At 34.3% G+C, this 17,683-nt stretch carries 13 protein-coding genes; 9 read left to right on the top strand and 4 right to left on the bottom strand.

What is annotated here, in order from left to right; genetic code table 11:
• Positions 1-38 precede the first annotated feature (38 nt).
• From mfd to AC2DZ0_RS10060, 6 genes are all read left to right on the top strand, one after another.
• Positions 39-3,392: a transcription-repair coupling factor gene (mfd, locus tag AC2DZ0_RS10035; RefSeq protein WP_484641603.1), complete on the top strand. Its 3,354-nt coding sequence runs from the start codon at positions 39-41 to the stop codon at positions 3,390-3,392.
• Positions 3,393-3,417: 25 nt separating this feature from the next.
• Positions 3,418-4,038, top strand: coding sequence for a putative periplasmic lipoprotein (locus AC2DZ0_RS10040; RefSeq protein WP_484641604.1), 621 nt, complete (start codon positions 3,418-3,420; stop codon positions 4,036-4,038).
• 5 nt (positions 4,039-4,043) lie between these two features.
• Positions 4,044-4,904, top strand: a complete 861-nt coding sequence (locus AC2DZ0_RS10045; RefSeq protein WP_484641606.1) for a DMT family transporter — start codon at positions 4,044-4,046, stop codon at positions 4,902-4,904.
• Between the two features lie 179 nt (positions 4,905-5,083).
• Complete coding sequence (locus AC2DZ0_RS10050) at positions 5,084-6,628, top strand: sulfatase family protein (protein ID WP_484641607.1); 1,545 nt, start codon at positions 5,084-5,086, stop codon at positions 6,626-6,628.
• A gap of 100 nt (positions 6,629-6,728) precedes the next feature.
• Positions 6,729-8,045, top strand: coding sequence for a D-arabinono-1,4-lactone oxidase (locus tag AC2DZ0_RS10055; protein ID WP_484641608.1), 1,317 nt, complete (start codon positions 6,729-6,731; stop codon positions 8,043-8,045).
• Between the two features lie 114 nt (positions 8,046-8,159).
• A complete protein-coding gene (locus tag AC2DZ0_RS10060) occupies positions 8,160-9,704 on the top strand; it encodes a sulfatase-like hydrolase/transferase (protein WP_484641609.1) in 1,545 nt (514 codons plus the stop codon).
• Between the two features lie 5 nt (positions 9,705-9,709).
• On the opposite strand, the gene dprA is transcribed toward AC2DZ0_RS10060, so the two are convergent.
• Positions 9,710-10,810, bottom strand: coding sequence for a DNA-processing protein DprA (dprA, locus tag AC2DZ0_RS10065; protein WP_484641611.1), 1,101 nt, complete (start codon positions 10,808-10,810; stop codon positions 9,710-9,712).
• Positions 10,811-10,905: 95 nt separating this feature from the next.
• Between dprA and AC2DZ0_RS10070 the strand changes: the two genes are divergently transcribed.
• Positions 10,906-11,805, top strand: a complete 900-nt coding sequence (locus AC2DZ0_RS10070; protein ID WP_484641612.1) for an HU domain-containing protein — start codon at positions 10,906-10,908, stop codon at positions 11,803-11,805.
• A 3-nt stretch (positions 11,806-11,808) separates the two neighbouring features.
• Here the strand turns inward: AC2DZ0_RS10070 and AC2DZ0_RS10075 are convergent, their stop codons facing one another.
• From AC2DZ0_RS10075 to AC2DZ0_RS10085, 3 genes are all read right to left on the bottom strand, one after another.
• Positions 11,809-12,588, bottom strand: coding sequence for an alpha/beta fold hydrolase (locus tag AC2DZ0_RS10075; protein WP_484641613.1), 780 nt, complete (start codon positions 12,586-12,588; stop codon positions 11,809-11,811).
• An 11-nt stretch (positions 12,589-12,599) separates the two neighbouring features.
• A complete protein-coding gene (gene proC, locus AC2DZ0_RS10080; protein ID WP_484641614.1) occupies positions 12,600-13,403 on the bottom strand; it encodes a pyrroline-5-carboxylate reductase in 804 nt (267 codons plus the stop codon).
• A gap of 81 nt (positions 13,404-13,484) precedes the next feature.
• The gene (locus tag AC2DZ0_RS10085) at positions 13,485-14,777 is read right to left on the bottom strand and encodes an aminopeptidase P family protein (protein WP_484641615.1); all 1,293 of its coding nucleotides are present in this window, start codon (positions 14,775-14,777) and stop codon (positions 13,485-13,487) included.
• Between the two features lie 95 nt (positions 14,778-14,872).
• On the opposite strand from AC2DZ0_RS10085, the gene AC2DZ0_RS10090 reads away from it, so the two are divergent.
• Together AC2DZ0_RS10090 and AC2DZ0_RS10095 are read left to right on the top strand one after the other, a co-directional pair.
• Entirely contained in the window at positions 14,873-15,499 is a 627-nt protein-coding gene (locus AC2DZ0_RS10090) for a DUF6973 domain-containing protein (protein WP_484641617.1), read from the top strand.
• Between the two features lie 156 nt (positions 15,500-15,655).
• Positions 15,656-17,518, top strand: a complete 1,863-nt coding sequence (locus tag AC2DZ0_RS10095) for an SLC13 family permease (protein ID WP_484641618.1) — start codon at positions 15,656-15,658, stop codon at positions 17,516-17,518.
• Positions 17,519-17,683: the final 165 nt, after the last annotated feature.

The following is a 17,683-nucleotide window of genomic DNA, read 5'->3' on the forward strand; positions in this document are numbered from 1 at the left end:
ATTTATAATTAATTTATCTTTGACAAAATTTTTTTCTTTTGAGCAAACAAATAATAATAGATAAAATTTCTCAAGCGAATAATACGCAAAAGATAGCAGAATTACTATCCAACGAGAAAAACCATCTCCATATTTCAAATCTTCTCGGTTCTTCTTTAGCATTCAATATTGCTGAAATTTTTAAAAAAACTGAAAAACCTTTTTTAGTTATTCTTAACAACAAAGAAGAAGCCGCTTATTTCTTAAATGACATAGAAGAAATATTAGGTAAAAAAAATGTTCTGTTCTACCCGGGTTCTTACAGAAGACCTTATCAGATAGAAGAAACGGATAATGCCAACATTTTATTGCGTGCTGAAGTATTAAATAGAATTAATTCTCAAAAACAGCCAGCGATAATCATCACCTATCCAACTGCATTATTTGAAAAAGTAGTCACAAAAAAAGAACTTGAAAAAAACACTTTAAAAATTGGTGTAGAGGATCAAATATCCTTAGAATTTGTAAATGAAGTATTGTTTGAGTACGAATTCAACAGAGTAGATTTTGTTTCAGAGCCAGGAGAATTTGCTGTAAGAGGAGGTATCATTGACGTATTCTCTTTTTCTAATGATGAGCCTTATAGAATCGAATTTTTTGGGGATGAAGTTGACAGCATAAGAAGTTTTGATATTGAATCACAACTATCTACGCGTTCGCTAAAAAAGGTAAATATTATGCCTAATGTTGAGAACAAGCAACTTCAAGAAAATAGAGAAAGCTTTTTAAAATATATTTCAAAAAACACTGTTGTTTTTACAAAAACTACGGATATTTTATTTGACAAACTCGATAGTCTGTTCAAAAAATCTGAAGAAGCATTTGAAAACCTAAACAACACTGTAAAACAATTTTCGCCAAACGAGCTTTTTATCAATAGTAACAGTCTAAAAAATGACCTTTTAGACTACTCAAGAGTTTCAATTAGTACCAACCAAAAGGAAAGCACTTCCAAAGGAGCTTTTAATTTCAATACCAAACCCCAACCCTCATTTAACAAACAGTTTAATTTACTAGTAGAGGATTTGAATGCAAATACAAATAATGGCATCACCAATTATTTGTGTTGTATGAATGAAAAACAAACACAACGATTCCATGATATCCTTTCTTCTTTTACCGAAGGAGATACTCAAGAAGAAATAAAATACAAAGCCATTGTTTTCCCACTTCATGAAGGATTTATTGACTACGAAAATAAAATAGCCTGTTATAGTGATCATCAGATTTTTGAACGCTATCATAAATTCAATTTAAAAAACAACAGCTCCAAAAAACAAACCATAACATTAAAAGAACTGACCAATCTTGAGGTTGGGGATTATGTTACTCACATGGATCATGGAGTTGGTAAATTTGGGGGGTTGCAAAAAATTGATGTTGAAGGCAACAAACAAGAAGCCATCAAATTAATTTATGGAGATAGAGATATCTTATATATCAGCATTCACTCGTTACATAAGATTTCTAAATTCAACGGGAAAGATGGAACACCTCCAAAAGTTTACAAATTAGGATCAGGAGCTTGGAAAAAAATCAAACAAAAAACCAAAGCTAGAGTTAAAGAAATAGCCTTTAACTTGATCAACTTATACGCGAAAAGAAAACTAGAAAAAGGGTTCCAATACAATCAAGATAGTTACCTACAGCATGAGCTCGAAGCTAGTTTTATGTATGAAGACACCCCCGACCAATTCAAGGCAACTCAAGATGTAAAAAAAGACATGGAAGGGGAACAGCCGATGGACAGATTGGTTTGTGGTGATGTTGGTTTTGGTAAAACAGAGGTGGCCATTCGTGCTGCTTTTAAGGCTGCCGACAACGGAAAACAAGTCGCTATTTTAGTTCCTACAACCATTTTAGCATTTCAACACTTTAAAACATTTTCTGAACGATTAAAAGATTTCCCGATAACGGTAGATTATTTAAACCGATTTAGAACAACCAAACAACGAAATGAAGTAATCAAAGACCTGAAAGATGGAAAAATCGACATTATCGTAGGTACCCATCAATTGGTAAGTAAAAAAGTAGAATTCAAAGACCTTGGATTACTTATTATTGACGAGGAACAAAAATTTGGTGTAGGTGTAAAAGACAAACTAAAAACAATCAAAGAAAATGTTGACACACTTACTTTAACAGCAACACCAATCCCTAGAACTTTACAGTTTTCTTTGATGGCCGCTAGAGATTTATCTGTAATTACAACCCCACCACCCAACAGACATCCAATTGAAACAAACGTTATTCGATTTAATGAAGATGAATTGAGAGATGCCTTAACCTATGAAATCTCTAGAGGTGGACAAGCTTATTTTGTACACAATCGTGTAGACAACATAAAAGAGGTAGCTGGCATGATCCAACGACTTGTACCGGATGCAAAAATAGGCATCGGTCATGGACAAATGGATGGAAAAAAACTTGAAGAACTAATGCTTGCATTTATGCGCGGAGATTTTGATGTTCTTGTTGCTACCACAATAATTGAAAGCGGTTTAGATGTACCGAATGCCAATACCATATTCATCAACAACGCCAATAATTTTGGTCTTTCTGACCTACATCAAATGAGAGGAAGAGTTGGAAGATCAAACAAAAAAGCATTTTGTTATTTCATTACGCCTCCATATCATATGATGACTGATGAGGCCCGTAAAAGAATCGAAGCCCTAGAATTATTCTCTGATCTAGGAAGCGGTATCAATATTGCCATGAAAGATCTTGAAATCCGTGGAGCCGGAGATTTATTAGGCGGTGAGCAAAGTGGATTTATCAATGATATTGGATTTGACACCTATCAAAAAATCCTAAAAGAAGCTATTAGTGAACTTAAAGAAAACGAATTTAAAGAACTCTACCCAACGGACAAATCTATTCCTAAAGAATACGTAAAAGACATACAAATAGATACCGATTTTGAAATTTTATTCCCTGATGATTATATAAATATTGTTTCTGAAAGACTATTGTTATACAAAGATTTAGGAGAATTAGAAACAGAATCTCAACTCAAAGAATTTGAGAAAAAACTTGTAGATCGTTTTGGAGAATTACCTAGTCAGGTAGAGGATCTACTAGATAGTGTTCGCATCAAATGGCTCGCCAAAAAACTCGGGATTGAAAAACTTATTCTTAAGAAAAAAAGAATGATTGGTTACTTCCTTTCAGACCAACAAAGTGAATTTTACAACACCGATGAATTCAACTCCATTTTAAAATACGTTCAAAAGAATTCTAAAATGTGTGTTATGAAAGAAAAAGAGACCAAAAACGGACTAAGACTGCTAGTAACTTTTATTAGAATTGACACCATCAAGAAAGCATTAGATACATTGGATAATATTTGATACATTCGCGAAAAAAAATAATTAAATGAAAAAATTAATCTTATTATTCTTATCTGTAATTTTCTTAACTAGTTGTGCAGATAATTACCACGCATTGAAACCAGAAGCTAATCAATTCAACGATAAATCAACAGAAAACGGCTTAGAAATTTCCTACAAATACAATTCTTTAAGAAAAAAATACAAAAAATACGCAGACAGAAATGACATACGAATTGTTTCAGTAAAACTAAAAAACACAACTGATAAGGACCTTACATTTGGAGAAGATTTTGTCCTAACATCGTATTCGGGTTCACAGTTATCCGTTCTTTCAACTGAAGAAGCCTTTGATAAAACTAAGCAACATCCTGCTTCACATTTATGGTATTTACTTTTATCTTTTATCCAAATTCAAACTTATGAGACCAATCAATATGGTCAACAAGAAGTCTCTGGAGGGTTTCCGGTAGGACTAATAATAGGACCGGGACTTTGCTTTGGAAATATGATTGTTGCTAGTAACGCCAACACACAATACAAAACAGAACTAACATCTAACGAGCTATATAACAAAACAATAAAACCAGGCGAAACTCTTTATGGTTTGTTACCAATAAGAAGTAACAACTATCCTGCGATTAAATCAAAGCTTTTAAATAACTAATTAAAGTGAATAAGTCGTCCCTAAAAAATATTTCAGAACTCAATTTTTCCGTACTCTTAATTAGTAGTGCCGCTGTATTGGTTCGATTTATTCCCTTAGATCCGACTTTAATTTCTTTTTGGAGAGGAGTGATTGCCTTTATTGCATTAGGAGCAGTGATGCTATTCAAAAAAACCTCATTTAAAGTATCAGACAAAAAAGACAGAAGAAGACTCCTTATTTCATCTTTATTATTTGCCCTACATTGGGTAAGTTATTTTTATGCTTTACAAGTTTCTTCTGTGGCAATTGGAATGCTATCTCTTTTTACATTCCCCGTTATCACAGCTTTTATTGAACCTTTTTATTTCAAAACAAAATTCAACAAGCGTCATTTAATTCTTGCTTTGATTGTTTTAATCGGACTTTATATTATGGCTCCAGAAATCAATTTTGCAAATAATAGCACCAAGGGAATTATTGCAGGAGTTTTGTCAGGGTTATTTTTTGCAATGAGAAATCTAATGATGAAATCCAGTTCATCTAAATACGACAGCTCTGTATTAATGTTCTATCAATTTTTATTTGTTGCAATTGCCTTTACTCCATTTTTGATGTTCATCCCAAACAATCAAACCCAAGAGTACATGCCATATATAATTTGTCTCGGCGTTTTAGCAACCGCAATTGGGCATACTGTATTTGTAAAAAGTCTTAAAAATTTTGATGTAGCAACTGCAAGTATCATAGCTAGTTCCCAACCCGTTTTTGGAATTCTATTAGGAGTTCTTTTTCTAAAAGAAATACCTAACTTTTTAACAATAATTGGAGGAGCATTGATACTTTCTACGGTCTTTATAGAAAGTTTTTTAGCTAATAAAAAATAACTCCTTTCGGAGGACTCCCCCTACCTCCATTCAAATGAACAAATTTTACCCTAAATTGTAGCATTATTAGATATCATGGTAATTTTTGATTCAAAAAGTTACATAATATTTAGTAGCTTTACATTCTCTTTTATAAATGTATTTTTTACAATTATAAAAAATAACTTAAACACAAAAAAATGAACAAATTACATTTCATCGCAATTGTTGCATTGAGCATCCTTACAGGGTGTAAGTCGAACGAAAAAGCAGAAAAGAAATCTGCTACCAAACCAAATGTTATCGTTATTTATACAGATGATCTAGGGTATGGAGATATTGGAGCCAACGGAGCTACTGAAATAAAAACACCTAATATTGACAAACTTGCTGCTGGAGGTATGCGTTTTACAAACGGATATGCTAGTTCTGCAACGTGTACACCTAGTAGATACGCTTTACTAACAGGAGTATATCCATGGAAAAACAAAAACGCAAAAATACTTCCTGGTACTGCACCTCTTATCATTGGCACAGAACAAATAACTTTACCAAAAATGCTAAAATCTCAAGGATACCAAACAGGAATCGTAGGGAAATGGCACCTTGGATTAGGTTCAGGAAATGTAGATTGGAACAAAACTGTTTCTCCTGGTCCAAATCAAGTAGGATTTGATTATTCTTATATCATGGCAGCAACACAAGATCGTGTGCCTACAGTGTATATTGAAAATGGTGATGTTGTTGGGTTAGACCCTAACGATCCAATTGAAATTGATTACAAAAACAATTTCCCTGGTCAAACAAGCGGTAAAGACAACCCAGAGTTAACAACTATGAAATGGCACCATGGACACAATAATACAATTGTAAATGGGATTCCAAGAATTGGTTACATGAAAGGTGGTGAAGCTGCAAAATGGAGTGATGTTGATATGGCAGATCACTTTTTAAAAGGAGCTCAAGAGTATGTAAAAAAACATAAAGACGGACCATTCTTCTTATACTATGGTATGCAACAACCACACGTGCCAAGAACTCCTCACCCACGTTTTGTTGGAAAATCTGGATTAGGACCTAGAGGTGATGTTATTGTTGAAGCTGATTGGATCATCGGTGAATTTATCAAAACATTAGAAGAAGAAGGAATCTTAGAAAATACATTGATTGTTTTTTCTAGTGACAATGGACCTGTTTTAAATGACGGTTATTATGATGATGCAGTTGAAAAACTTGGAAAACACACACCTGCTGGAGTATTAAGAGGTGGGAAATATAGTTTATACGAAGCAGGAACTCATGTCCCATTTATCACTTCATGGAAAGGAACGATCAAGCCAGGTGTATCTGATGCCTTAGTTTGCCAAATGGACTTGTTATCTTCTGTAGCTGCCCTAATCGGTTCAGATGTTAGAACAGGGGATAGCGAAAACGTAATTGATGCATTGTTAGGAAAATCTGCACAAGGAAGAAAAGACTTGGTATTAGAAGCTAGTGCTAAAACAGCCTATCGCAATGGAGATTGGGCAATGATCCCTCCATACAAAGGAAAAGCCGTATTAACTCAAGTGAATATTGAATTAGGAAATTCTTCAGAATATCAATTATACAACCTAAAAGAAGATCCAAGTCAACAAAACAATCTAGCAAACACAAACAAAGCAAAGCTAGAAGAAATGATAGCTGGATATACCGCTATTAGAGGAAAACAAACTGGAAAAATAAAAGAGATCGAATTGAAATAAATTCTTCTTGATTTAGCATCTATAAAAACCACTTAGTTTCCCTAAGTGGTTTTTTCATTTAATAATAATGTATTTTTGCACCAACACTGAATCACTTTTGATGCATACATTAAAATGGACAAACTGGTCAAATTCATTTAGTTCTTTTCCAGAACAAATTTTATTTCCAACTTCTGAACAAGAAATTATTGGAATCGTAAAAGATGCGTATGACCAAAAATCAAAAATAAAACTTGTTGGCTCAGGGCATTCTTGCTCTAAAATTGCTGAAACCCATTCTGGAATACTATTATCATTAGAAAAATACAACTCCGTAATTTCTTTTGACCCAAACACGCTTTCTCTGACGGTTCAAGGAGGTATTTCACTTAAAGACATCTGTGTATTCTTAAAGAACAACAATGCTGCTCTCGCAAACATGGGAACCATAGATCCGCAATCTATCGCTGGAGCCATAAGCACAGGAACACACGGAACCGGTATCAAATACGGATCGTTAGATCAGCAAATCATTAGTTTAGAACTTATAAACTCCAAAGGAGAAATAATTAAAATCAAGAAAACCGAAAACCAAACACTGTTCAACCAAACAATCATAAATCTGGGTGCACTCGGAGTTATTTCAAAGGTTTGTATACAATGCGTACCCTTTTATAACTTAGAAGTGAACGCCAAAAGTATCTCCTTTGATGAAATGCTCCACAGCTTTCAACTTATTCATTCAAATGATTATGTAAGATTTTGGTGGGTACCCCATACAGATAAGGTTCAATTATGGAAAGCCAACAAAACTCAAAAGTCACCTACAAAACAAGATAAATTTTCTAACTGGATTGACGGAATCCTTAAAGGAAACATCATTCATGAAATAGGACTTTGGTTGAGCTCATTTCAGCCAAAACTAGTTCCAAAACTAAATAATTTCATGCATCATTTATTGTTTGCTAAAAGGAATTATGAAGTTGGAGATTTTCACAAGATGTTCACATTGGACATCAACGTAAAACAATCCGTTATGGAGTATGGAATCCCTTTAGAACACTCAAAAGAAGCTATCTCAGAAGTTAGAGAACTTATATCAAAAGAAAACTTCAAAGTCCACATGCCTATAGAACTTAGGTTTGCTCCAAAAAACGATGCTATTTTAAGTATGGCACACGCAAGGGAGACCTGTTATATCGGTATCATTTCATACAAACCTTTTGGAAAAGAAATTGAACACGATACTTACTTTTATAAAGTACATGAGATATTTAAAAAATATAAAGGAAGACCACATTGGGCAAAAAAACACTTTTACAATTTCCAGGAATTAGCAAACCTGTATCCTCAATGGAATACATTCGACACTCATAAAAAAAATATCGATCCTCAAAAAATATTTGAAAACGACTTCCTTAAAAATCTTTTCAGTTAAGTACTTTTCATTTTAAACTCGAATTACCCCCCTCCTTAGATCAAAATCCCCCTTCTAGTAAGATTTGACATATTGTAATTTTGTTTCACAACGTTTTCACACTTAAAAAACAAAATGAAACAATTACTATACACCCTAGCACTCACACTGATAACTCTTACTTCCTGTAAGAAATCTGAAACCACAAAAACCTCAGAGAACAAACTTCCTAACATCGTTATCATTTATACAGATGACCTTGGCTATGGAGACATAAGTGCAAATGGCGCGAAACATCTTTCTACCCCTAATATTGATTTTTTAGCCCATGGAGGAATACGTTTTACAAATGGCTATGCTAGTTCTGCAACATGCACCCCTAGTAGATATGCACTATTGACAGGCGAATATCCTTGGAAAAACAAAGAGGCAAAAATCCTACCCGGAACAGCACCATTGTTAATAAAAACAGAGCAAAACACAATTCCTAAAATGCTTCAAACTAAAGGATATTTTACGGGAATTGTAGGAAAATGGCATCTTGGATTAGGAAACGGCTCTGTTGATTGGAACAAAAAAATTACCCCGAGTCCAAATGAAGTTGGATTTGACTATTCATATATCATGGCCGCCACTCAAGATAGAGTCCCTACTGTGTATATAAAAAACGGAAATGTTGTAAACCTTGACCCCACAGACCCTATTGAAGTTAACTATCAACACAACTACGAAGGGCAACCTACGGGAGCCGACAATCCAGAACTTTTAACTATGAAATGGCACACCGGACACAAAAACACAATTGTTAACGGAATACCCAGAATTGGATTCATGAAAGGTGGAGAGGCCGCAAAATGGAAGGACATAGAAATGGCAGATCATTTTTTGCAAAAAGCACAACAATTTGTAAAATCACATAAAGAAAATCCATTTTTTCTTTATTATGCCATGCAACAACCACATGTACCGAGAACACCCCATCCAAGGTTCAAAGGAGCTTCGGGTTTAGGACCTAGAGGAGATGTAATTTTAGAAGCTGATTGGTGTATTGGACAATTCATCAACACATTAAAAACAGAAGGAATTCTTGACAATACATTGATTATCTTTTCTAGTGATAACGGACCTGTTCTTAATGATGGTTATTACGATGAAGCAGTTGAAAAGCTTGGAAAACATACTCCATGGGGACCATTTAGAGGCGGAAAATATAGTTTATTCGAAGCTGGCACACATGTTCCCTTTATTACCTATTGGAAAAACAAAATCAAACCCAAAACTTCCGATGCTCTCATCTGTCAAATGGACTTATTAAGTTCATTAGCACAACTAGTTGGCAGCGACATCAAAACCAAGGACAGTGAAGCAATGATCAATACCTTTTTAGGAACTTCTGACAAAGGAAGAACCAACCTTATAATTGAAGCTACTACACGCACTGCCCTACGACATGAAAACTGGGTGATGATCCCTCCATATGAAGGAGAAGCAATTATTGAATCTGTAAATATAGAAGTTGGAAACTCAAACGTATATCAACTTTATGATCTTTCACTAGACAAAGGACAACAAACTAACCTTGCAGAAACACATCCAAAAAAACTAAAAGAATTGATACAAATATTTGAGCAACAACGAGGAAAAGACTTTGGAAACATTGAATTGATTGAATTAAAATAAGACAGCTATATCACTTCAAAAAGCTTCCCTGGAAGTGGTCTTATTAAGCCTTTCATCTCAAGCTGAAACAAAATTGAAGCCGTTTTATGAATTAAAATATCACATTCTAAAGCAATAATATCAAGTAGTTCCTTTTTCCTCTGACTTAAATAATCAAATACCTTTTGCTCATCCTCTTTTAAGTCAAGGAACAAGGTTGGTTGAATCACCTTTTTTGATACTACTTTTTTCCACCCTAACATTTCTACCAAATCAGAAGCAGAAGTAATCAAAGCGGCTTTATTAGATTTCACCAATTGATTACACCCAGCACTATAAACATCAGTACTTCTACCTGGTACCGCAAATACATCTCTCCCATAAGAATTTGCAATAGTTGCCGTAGCCAGAGAACCGCCCCTAGCTGCAGATTCAATAACTATGGTAGCTTCTGAGATACCTGCCACAATTCTATTTCTTTTTAAAAAATTTTCTTTCAATGGCTGTTCCTCACTCCAAAACTCAGAAATAAAACCACCATGCTCACACATGTTCGCCATATATTTTTTATGAACTTTAGGATACACTTGATCCATACCATGCGCAAAAACGCCAACGGTTTGAAGATTATTTTCAAGCGCTGCACGATGCGCACAAATATCCACACCATAAGCAAAACCACTAATTATCATTGGATCATAGGAAGAAATACCTGCAATTAATTCATTGCAAATATTTCTACCATAATTTGTCATATTACGAGTTCCGACTATGCTCAATATTTTCTTATCCTCAAAAACAAAATCTCCATCCTGAAAAAATAAAAAAGGACCATCAATACAATTTTTTAAATGTTTCGGATAGGATTCTTCTAAAAAATAACAGGTTTTCAATTTTTGTTTTTGAATAAAATCCAATTCTCTTTCCGCTTCATTCAAACACTCCGAATTGAAAATATTTTTCAATAAAACAGCTCCAACTCCATTTATTTTCTGCAACGAATTAGCCCCCTCCTTAAACACACTTTTTGGACTTCCACAGGTCTCAATAAGCTTTTTTGCGATAATATCTCCTACCCCTTTAACCCTTTGTAGGGCTAGGGCATATAATAATTCGTCATCTTTCATCTTGTAACAATTTGATATATAAGTTACAAAATAAATGTTCATAATTTTTTAATAACATCATCATTCTCAAATAAGATTTTATATATATTTGTTTTATGCAGTTATCAAAATACATCAGTGATTTATTATACCGTTACGAATGCGTAATCGTACCTGGTTTTGGAGGATTTGTTTCAAATTCAATTTCATCTACTATCGATCAATTCACTCATACATTTACCCCTCCGACTAAGAAACTTAGTTTCAATAGTCAATTGGTAAACAATGATGGACTACTTGCTAACTACATTGCTGCATCAGAAAACATTTCGTTTGAAGAGGCGGTTACCAAAATTGAACTAGCAGTTTCTCATTGGAATAAACTACTACAAAACAACCCTATAGACCTAAAAACTATTGGAACGTTACGTTTAAACAATGAAAATAAAATCATTTTTGCTCCAACTGAAACAACAAATTACCTAGCAAGTTCTTTCGGACTTGGGAGCTTCCAATCAAACGCAATAAAACGCGTAGAATACAAACAAAAGGTAACACAACTGGAAACCTCTGAGAAACGAAAATCACCAGGTTATTTGAAGTATGCAGCTACTGTTGCAGCTTTTTTAACTATTGGAGCTCTTAGCTGGAACTCAGTATACCAGAAAAAAGCATCAACTCTAGCTAAAGAATACCAAGAAACCGTTTCTAGAAAAATACAAGAAGCAACTTTTGTAATTAGCAACCCTTTACCAGAAATCAATCTTGATGTTGTTAAAAAAGAACTCCCTAAAAAGTTTCATTTAATTGCAGGTGCTTTTTCAGAAAAAGCCAACGCCTTAAAAAAAGTAAACCAATTAAAGAAAAAAGGCTTCAATGCTCAAATCGTGGGAGTTAATAAATGGGGCTTAACTCAAGTAAGCTTTGAAAGCTATACCACTAGAAAAGAAGCTGCTGAACATTTAGAAATCATCAAAAAGAGTATTGCAAAAGACGCTTGGCTTTACATAAAATAAGCATTAATTCTTTTTCAAAAATTCTAAAATTGCACTAAGCATTTCAGTTTTGTTTTCAATATGAGACATATGTCCTTCTGAAAACCTATGCACAACGGTTTCTGTTCCTGTTACCTGATCTAATAAATCTTCCAATTTTAATACAGGATCTTTTTCACCAATTATCATCATTTTTGGATAGGGACCGAAATGCAATAACACCTCTCTGTCATTTCTAATTTTCATCCCTTCTAAAGCAGCTATGATTCCTTGTTTCGAAGTTTTTAAAGCTTCCTTTTTCACTTCATTTATTGCTGATCGAAACAACTTTCTATTCTTTGATCTAAACAACATTGGAATAGAATTTCTAATAAATGATGTGTGATTTTCTTTTACAATTTGAATGGCTCTGTCTCTACCTATTTGCTTTTCAACTGAATCAGCACGACTTGTTGAATTCAACAAACAAAGTCCTTTTACATTATCCGGAAAAAACTCAGCAAACGCCAATGCAACATACCCTCCCATGGAATGACCTATCAAAAATGATTTTCGAATTTTTAAATGATATAAAACTTCTTGAACAGCCTCCGCCATTTGCTCCATTGTATGCACATAGCCTAAGTTTTCCGACAAACCATGCCCCAACAAATCTATGGCAATAACTCGATATCTCTGAGACAAAAAGGCAATAGTAGTATTCCACATTGTTGTATTCTCTAAAAAACCATGCAATAAAACAACAGCAGTCCCTTTACCCGATTCTGTAAAATGGATTTCTGTATTTTTATAAGAAACGAACATCTATAAAATATTTACAGTTTTTTACCTCCTAATTCAAAAGCTCTGGCAACCGCAGTTTCAACACATTTTTGAATCTCTGGCCCCACACTAGCAGCCGCTAAATGGTTTAATCCAGCAATAGTAGTACCTCCTTTTGAGGAAACTCTATCCATCCATTCTGTTAACGAGATATCATTCTCTTCATATAACTTTACAGCACCTCCAAAAGTCTGAGACACCAGTACTTTAGATTGCTCTGCAGTAAAACCAAGATTTTCTGCTGCCGTAACCATGGCATTCATCATGTAAAAAACAAAACCAGGTCCGCTTCCAGAAACCCCTGTCGATTTATCAATATCATCTTCACTAGCCACTAAAACCGCATCACCAGTTGTTTTTAAAATCGCAGCAACCAAATCAAGCTCTTCTTTAGAAACCTGATCTGAACCAACATAAGTAGTCATTCCAAGTTTTACTTGAGCAGGTAAATTAGGCATCGCTCTTACTACTTTATCCAAACCTAACCCTTTTTGAATTGTTTCAATTGTTGTTCCTGCCATAATTGACACAACCAATTGATTCTCATTCATCAAATGCTTTATCTCTTCAAACACTAATGGAGCTATCTGAGGCTTCACAGCCAAAAAAATAACATCCGCATCTTTCAATACTTCAAAATTATCTCCAGCAGAAATAGTTTGCAAAGCATTTATTTCCTCAATTCTCTCTTGAGACTTTTCCAAAACTTGAATAGACGCTTCCAATTGAGAATTGTATATAGATTCCGCATATGTGAATCCCATATTTCCACCACCGATTACTGTTATTTTTTTCATATTCTAATATCTAAAATTACTCCTCTATTGTATAAGATCGCAAAAGTACACTTTTAGAAAATCATAAAGAAACTTTCATTTTCACGAATTCATTAATTCTTCAATTTCTTCTACTTCAATAGGAATATTAGCCATCAAATTTAATGGAGCTCCTGCTTTTTGAATCACCACATCATCTTCTAACCTAATTCCAAACCCCTCTTCTGGGATATAAATACCTGGCTCTACCGTAAACACCATATTTTCTTGCATTGGATCTGTCAAAACTCCATAATCATGAGTATCCAACCCCATATGATGAGAAGTTCCATGCATAAAATATTTTTTATAAGCAGGCCATTCAGGATCTTGATTTTTCACGTCTATTTTATCTATCAACTTTAAATCAATCAATTCAGATGTCATCAATTTACCAACTTCTTCTTGATAGTCTTTCCAGATAGTGCCTGGAACCAACATTTTTGTAGCGGCTTTTTTAATTTTATTGACTGCATTGTACACTTCTTTCTGACGTTCAGTATACCTACCTGAAACCGGAATCGTTCTTGTGAGATCCGAAGAATAATTTGCGTATTCCGCAGCTACATCCATCAATATCAATTCACCAGACTTACACTGTTGATTGTTTTCAATATAATGCAACACATTGGCATTGTTCCCAGAAGCCACAATTGGTGTATAAGCAAAACCTTTAGATCTATTTTTTATAAACTCATGAATCAATTCCGCTTCAATCTCGTACTCCCAAACGCCTGGTTTCACAAAAGATAGCAGCCTTCTGAATCCTTTTTCAGTAATATCACAAGCCTTTTGAATCAATTCTAGTTCTTCTACCTCTTTCACAGATCTTATTCTTTGTAAAATAGGATTACTTTCTTCGTAATTTTTACCACCAAAATTTTTTTTAACCTTTTTTATAAATCTATCTTCTCTTGTCTCTGTCTCTACCTTTGCTCTATAATGACCATTGATATTAACATAAACATTCTCAACCTCCAGCATCAATTCAGACAAAACTGCATTCATATCATCCAACCAAAGTACAGTCTCCACACCAGAAGTTTTGGTAGCTTCTGACTTGGTCAATTTTGCACCTTCCCAAATCGCAATATGTTCATTTGTCTCTCTCACAAACAAAATCTCACGATATTCTTTTTTCTTAGCATCCGGACACAAAAACAAGACACTTTCTTCTTGATCAACACCTGTCAAATAAAATATATCTCTATGCTGAGCAAAAGGCAAAGTACTATCGGCGCTCACCGGATAGATATCGTTTGAATTGAAAAACGCAATTGAATTTGGCTTCAATTGAGACACGAACTTGTTTCTATTTTTAACAAATAAACTACTGCTGATTGGATCGTATTTCATAATAAAAATTTTGTCTCGTAAAAATATAAAACCTTAACCCAAACTATACCTACAATTCCATAAATTTGTATTGTTAGATTTAATTTAGCATTGCCTTGAAAAAACACCTCTCTTCTCTATGTATTCTAATTTGCTTAAACATAAGTTTTGGACAGTCCAAAGCATCTGGGTTTAAAAAACTCTCGTCTGCAGAAAAGTGCTGGGTCATTTTTCATCCTTTCAAAGCGAAAAAAGCCTATAAAGCTTCAATTGCGGCACAAAAAACAGCAGACTCTATTGCAACTACAAATCTATTAGATGGAGATAAAAACGGAGGTCAAGTAGATGCTTTTAGACATGCCTATTGGATGGCAACCTTATCACAAAAGATCGGAAAACGATCTGCAAAAAGCTTAGGCAAAGCACACGAAAAAGGAAACTACAAATATTATAAAAAAAACAAACTAGAAGACGGCACTATTCCTGATGAGGCCTCTTCGGAAATGGACTTATACAACAACCAAGTTGGCATCTCAATTTTCAAAGAAAACAAAAAAGCCCCCAAAAAGGAACTTATTGAGATCGTTATCCAGCATATAAACGAAGGTAAATTAATAATCCTAAAAAAAGACTCCTCAGGCAACTATCAAAATTGTTACGGAGAACAAATAAATTTAGAAGAATATAAAGGCGAATGGAACAATCCTAAATGCTTGATAAACTCAAACCAAAAAAAGATATAAATATTTGAAATTATCTACGATATCGTATTCGTAGCTAGAAAACAAGAGGTTACAAGCCTTCAATAACATCATTAAAACGCCGCAATAACAGAAGTGACATATATCATAATTGTCCATTTTTGTTAGGTATAAATTTGTAGAATAAACATCAGAATTATGGAAATTACATTTATCATTTTAGCAATCACAATCGTTCTTTTCGTTTCAGGAAAGATAAGACCTGATATCGTTGCCCTCACCAGTATGATGGCACTAAGCATGACAGGGGTTTTAACAGTAAACGAAACTTTTTCAGGCTTTAGCAACTCTAGTATCATCCTGATTGCAGGACTATTTATTGTTGGAGAAGCGATGAGTAGAGCGGGACTTACCTCTTGGCTAGGAAACAAAATCATTCAACTTTCAAAAAACAATTCAAATAAGCTTTTAGTTTTGATTATTATTGGCTCTGCAATTCTCTCTGCATTTATGAGTAATACTGGAACTGTAGCGTCCTTGATGCCCGTAATTATTGCTGCAGCCTGGCGTTTAAAAACTCCAGCTTCTAAAATGTTGATTCCATTATCATTTGCCGCGGCAACAGGTGGTTTGTTAACCTTGACAGGAACACCAACTAATATTGTTACCAACCAAGCCATGATTGATGCAGGTATTCCAGAATTCGGATTCTTTGAATTTTCATTAATTGGAGTTCCGCTACTTCTTCTAACTGTTGTTTACATGAGATATTTTGGAACAAAATTACTTCCAAACAACGAATCTAGAAGAATGGAAGATATTGACGAATCTATTCAGAATATCGAAGATTCTTATCAATTGTTCGAAGGGTTTTGGAAAGTTAGAATTAGACCCAATTCTTCTGCAATTGGACAGACGATCAAACAGATGAAACTTGGTTCTACAATGGGAGTAAATATTATAAAAATTATTCCTCAAGAAGACTCTACAACCTCTTTCCTTAAAAAAGTAGGTTTTAAAAAATCTGAACCAGACGAATTTCCAGATCTTGATAGAGCCTTCAAAGCAGGAGATGAACTTTTAGTGAATTGTAGCGAAATGCGTATCAATAGATTTATTGACAAACACAATGTTGCTGCTACAAAGCTTGAAGAAGTTGATGGCGAGTTTGTAAAACAAAATGTACTTTCTGATGAAGTTGGTATTTGTGAATTGATTGTCGCTCCAAAATCTAGCTATAAAGGAAGACATATTAACACTGGGCGATTTGGAGAAAAATACAATGTTCAGGTTATGGCTTTGAACAGGCACAACAGACGTATTAGAGGCAGAGAATTTGACCTGCAAGAAGGAGATTCTATTTTGGTAAGAGCCAAATGGGAAGACATTAAAGCGATTCAAGAAGAAAGTAGAGATTTCTTAATCATTGGATCCCCAGAAGAATTATCGAAAGAAGTTGGTAAAATCACCAGAAAAGGAGTTATTTCAATTCTAGCCATGGTGTTTATGGTATCTATGTTTATTTGGGGACCTTTTTCTTCTTCAATTACCGTTATGCTAACCGCGTTTATAATGATTGCAGGAGGTTGTATCAACATGAACCAATCTTACAGAGCAATTAACTGGAATGTAATTATTATCATGGCAGGTATGATTCCGATGGGTGTTGCCTTGCAAAAAACAGGTGGTGCCAAATACATTGCGGACTCTATGATTACCCTTTTAGGAGATATGCATCCTACCTACTTTTTAGCCGGAATATTTCTAATCACCTCATTCCTAAGTCAGGTAATGAGTAACACTGCAACTGCAATTTTAATGGCGCCAATCGTATTGGTAGCTTCGTTAGAATTAGGATATTCTCCACATCCATTTATGATGGCCTTGGCGGTAAGTGCTTCCACAGCATTTTTAACACCTTTTGGAACCCCTACAAACACAATGGTTATGAATGCAGGTAACTATAAATTCACAGATTATCTTAAAAGTGGAGCCATCCTATTAGGTATCTTTTTTATCGTTAGCATCATTCTAATTCCAATGATTTGGCCTTATAATTAGCCATGAAACAAACGAATAACTACGTATAAATACGCAGTTATTCGTTTTTTAAAATGTAAATAAAACAATTAAAACACCCCGAATTCATCAAAAGAACCAAAAACCAAATAGCTACTAATCACTGAGATAATGGGCACGAAATCGTTTTCTTAAAACCATTCTAAA

It is taken from the genome of Flavicella sp. IMCC45668 (assembly GCF_057219105.1).

Bases quoted from the DNA above. Each gene is read 5' to 3' on its own strand.
- AC2DZ0_RS10095 (WP_484641618.1), top strand. From the start codon at position 15,656: ATGGAAATTACATTTATCATTTTAGCAATCACAATCGTTCTTTTCGTT.
- AC2DZ0_RS10040 (WP_484641604.1), top strand. From the start codon at position 3,418: ATGAAAAAATTAATCTTATTATTCTTATCTGTAATTTTCTTAACTAGT.
- AC2DZ0_RS10050 (WP_484641607.1), top strand. From the start codon at position 5,084: ATGAACAAATTACATTTCATCGCAATTGTTGCATTGAGCATCCTTACA.
- AC2DZ0_RS10085 (WP_484641615.1), bottom strand. From the start codon at position 14,777: ATGAAATACGATCCAATCAGCAGTAGTTTATTTGTTAAAAATAGAAAC.
- AC2DZ0_RS10075 (WP_484641613.1), bottom strand. From the start codon at position 12,588: ATGTTCGTTTCTTATAAAAATACAGAAATCCATTTTACAGAATCGGGT.
- AC2DZ0_RS10070 (WP_484641612.1), top strand. From the start codon at position 10,906: ATGCAGTTATCAAAATACATCAGTGATTTATTATACCGTTACGAATGC.
- dprA (WP_484641611.1), bottom strand. From the start codon at position 10,810: ATGAAAGATGACGAATTATTATATGCCCTAGCCCTACAAAGGGTTAAA.
- proC (WP_484641614.1), bottom strand. From the start codon at position 13,403: ATGAAAAAAATAACAGTAATCGGTGGTGGAAATATGGGATTCACATAT.
- AC2DZ0_RS10055 (WP_484641608.1), top strand. From the start codon at position 6,729: ATGCATACATTAAAATGGACAAACTGGTCAAATTCATTTAGTTCTTTT.
- AC2DZ0_RS10060 (WP_484641609.1), top strand. From the start codon at position 8,160: ATGAAACAATTACTATACACCCTAGCACTCACACTGATAACTCTTACT.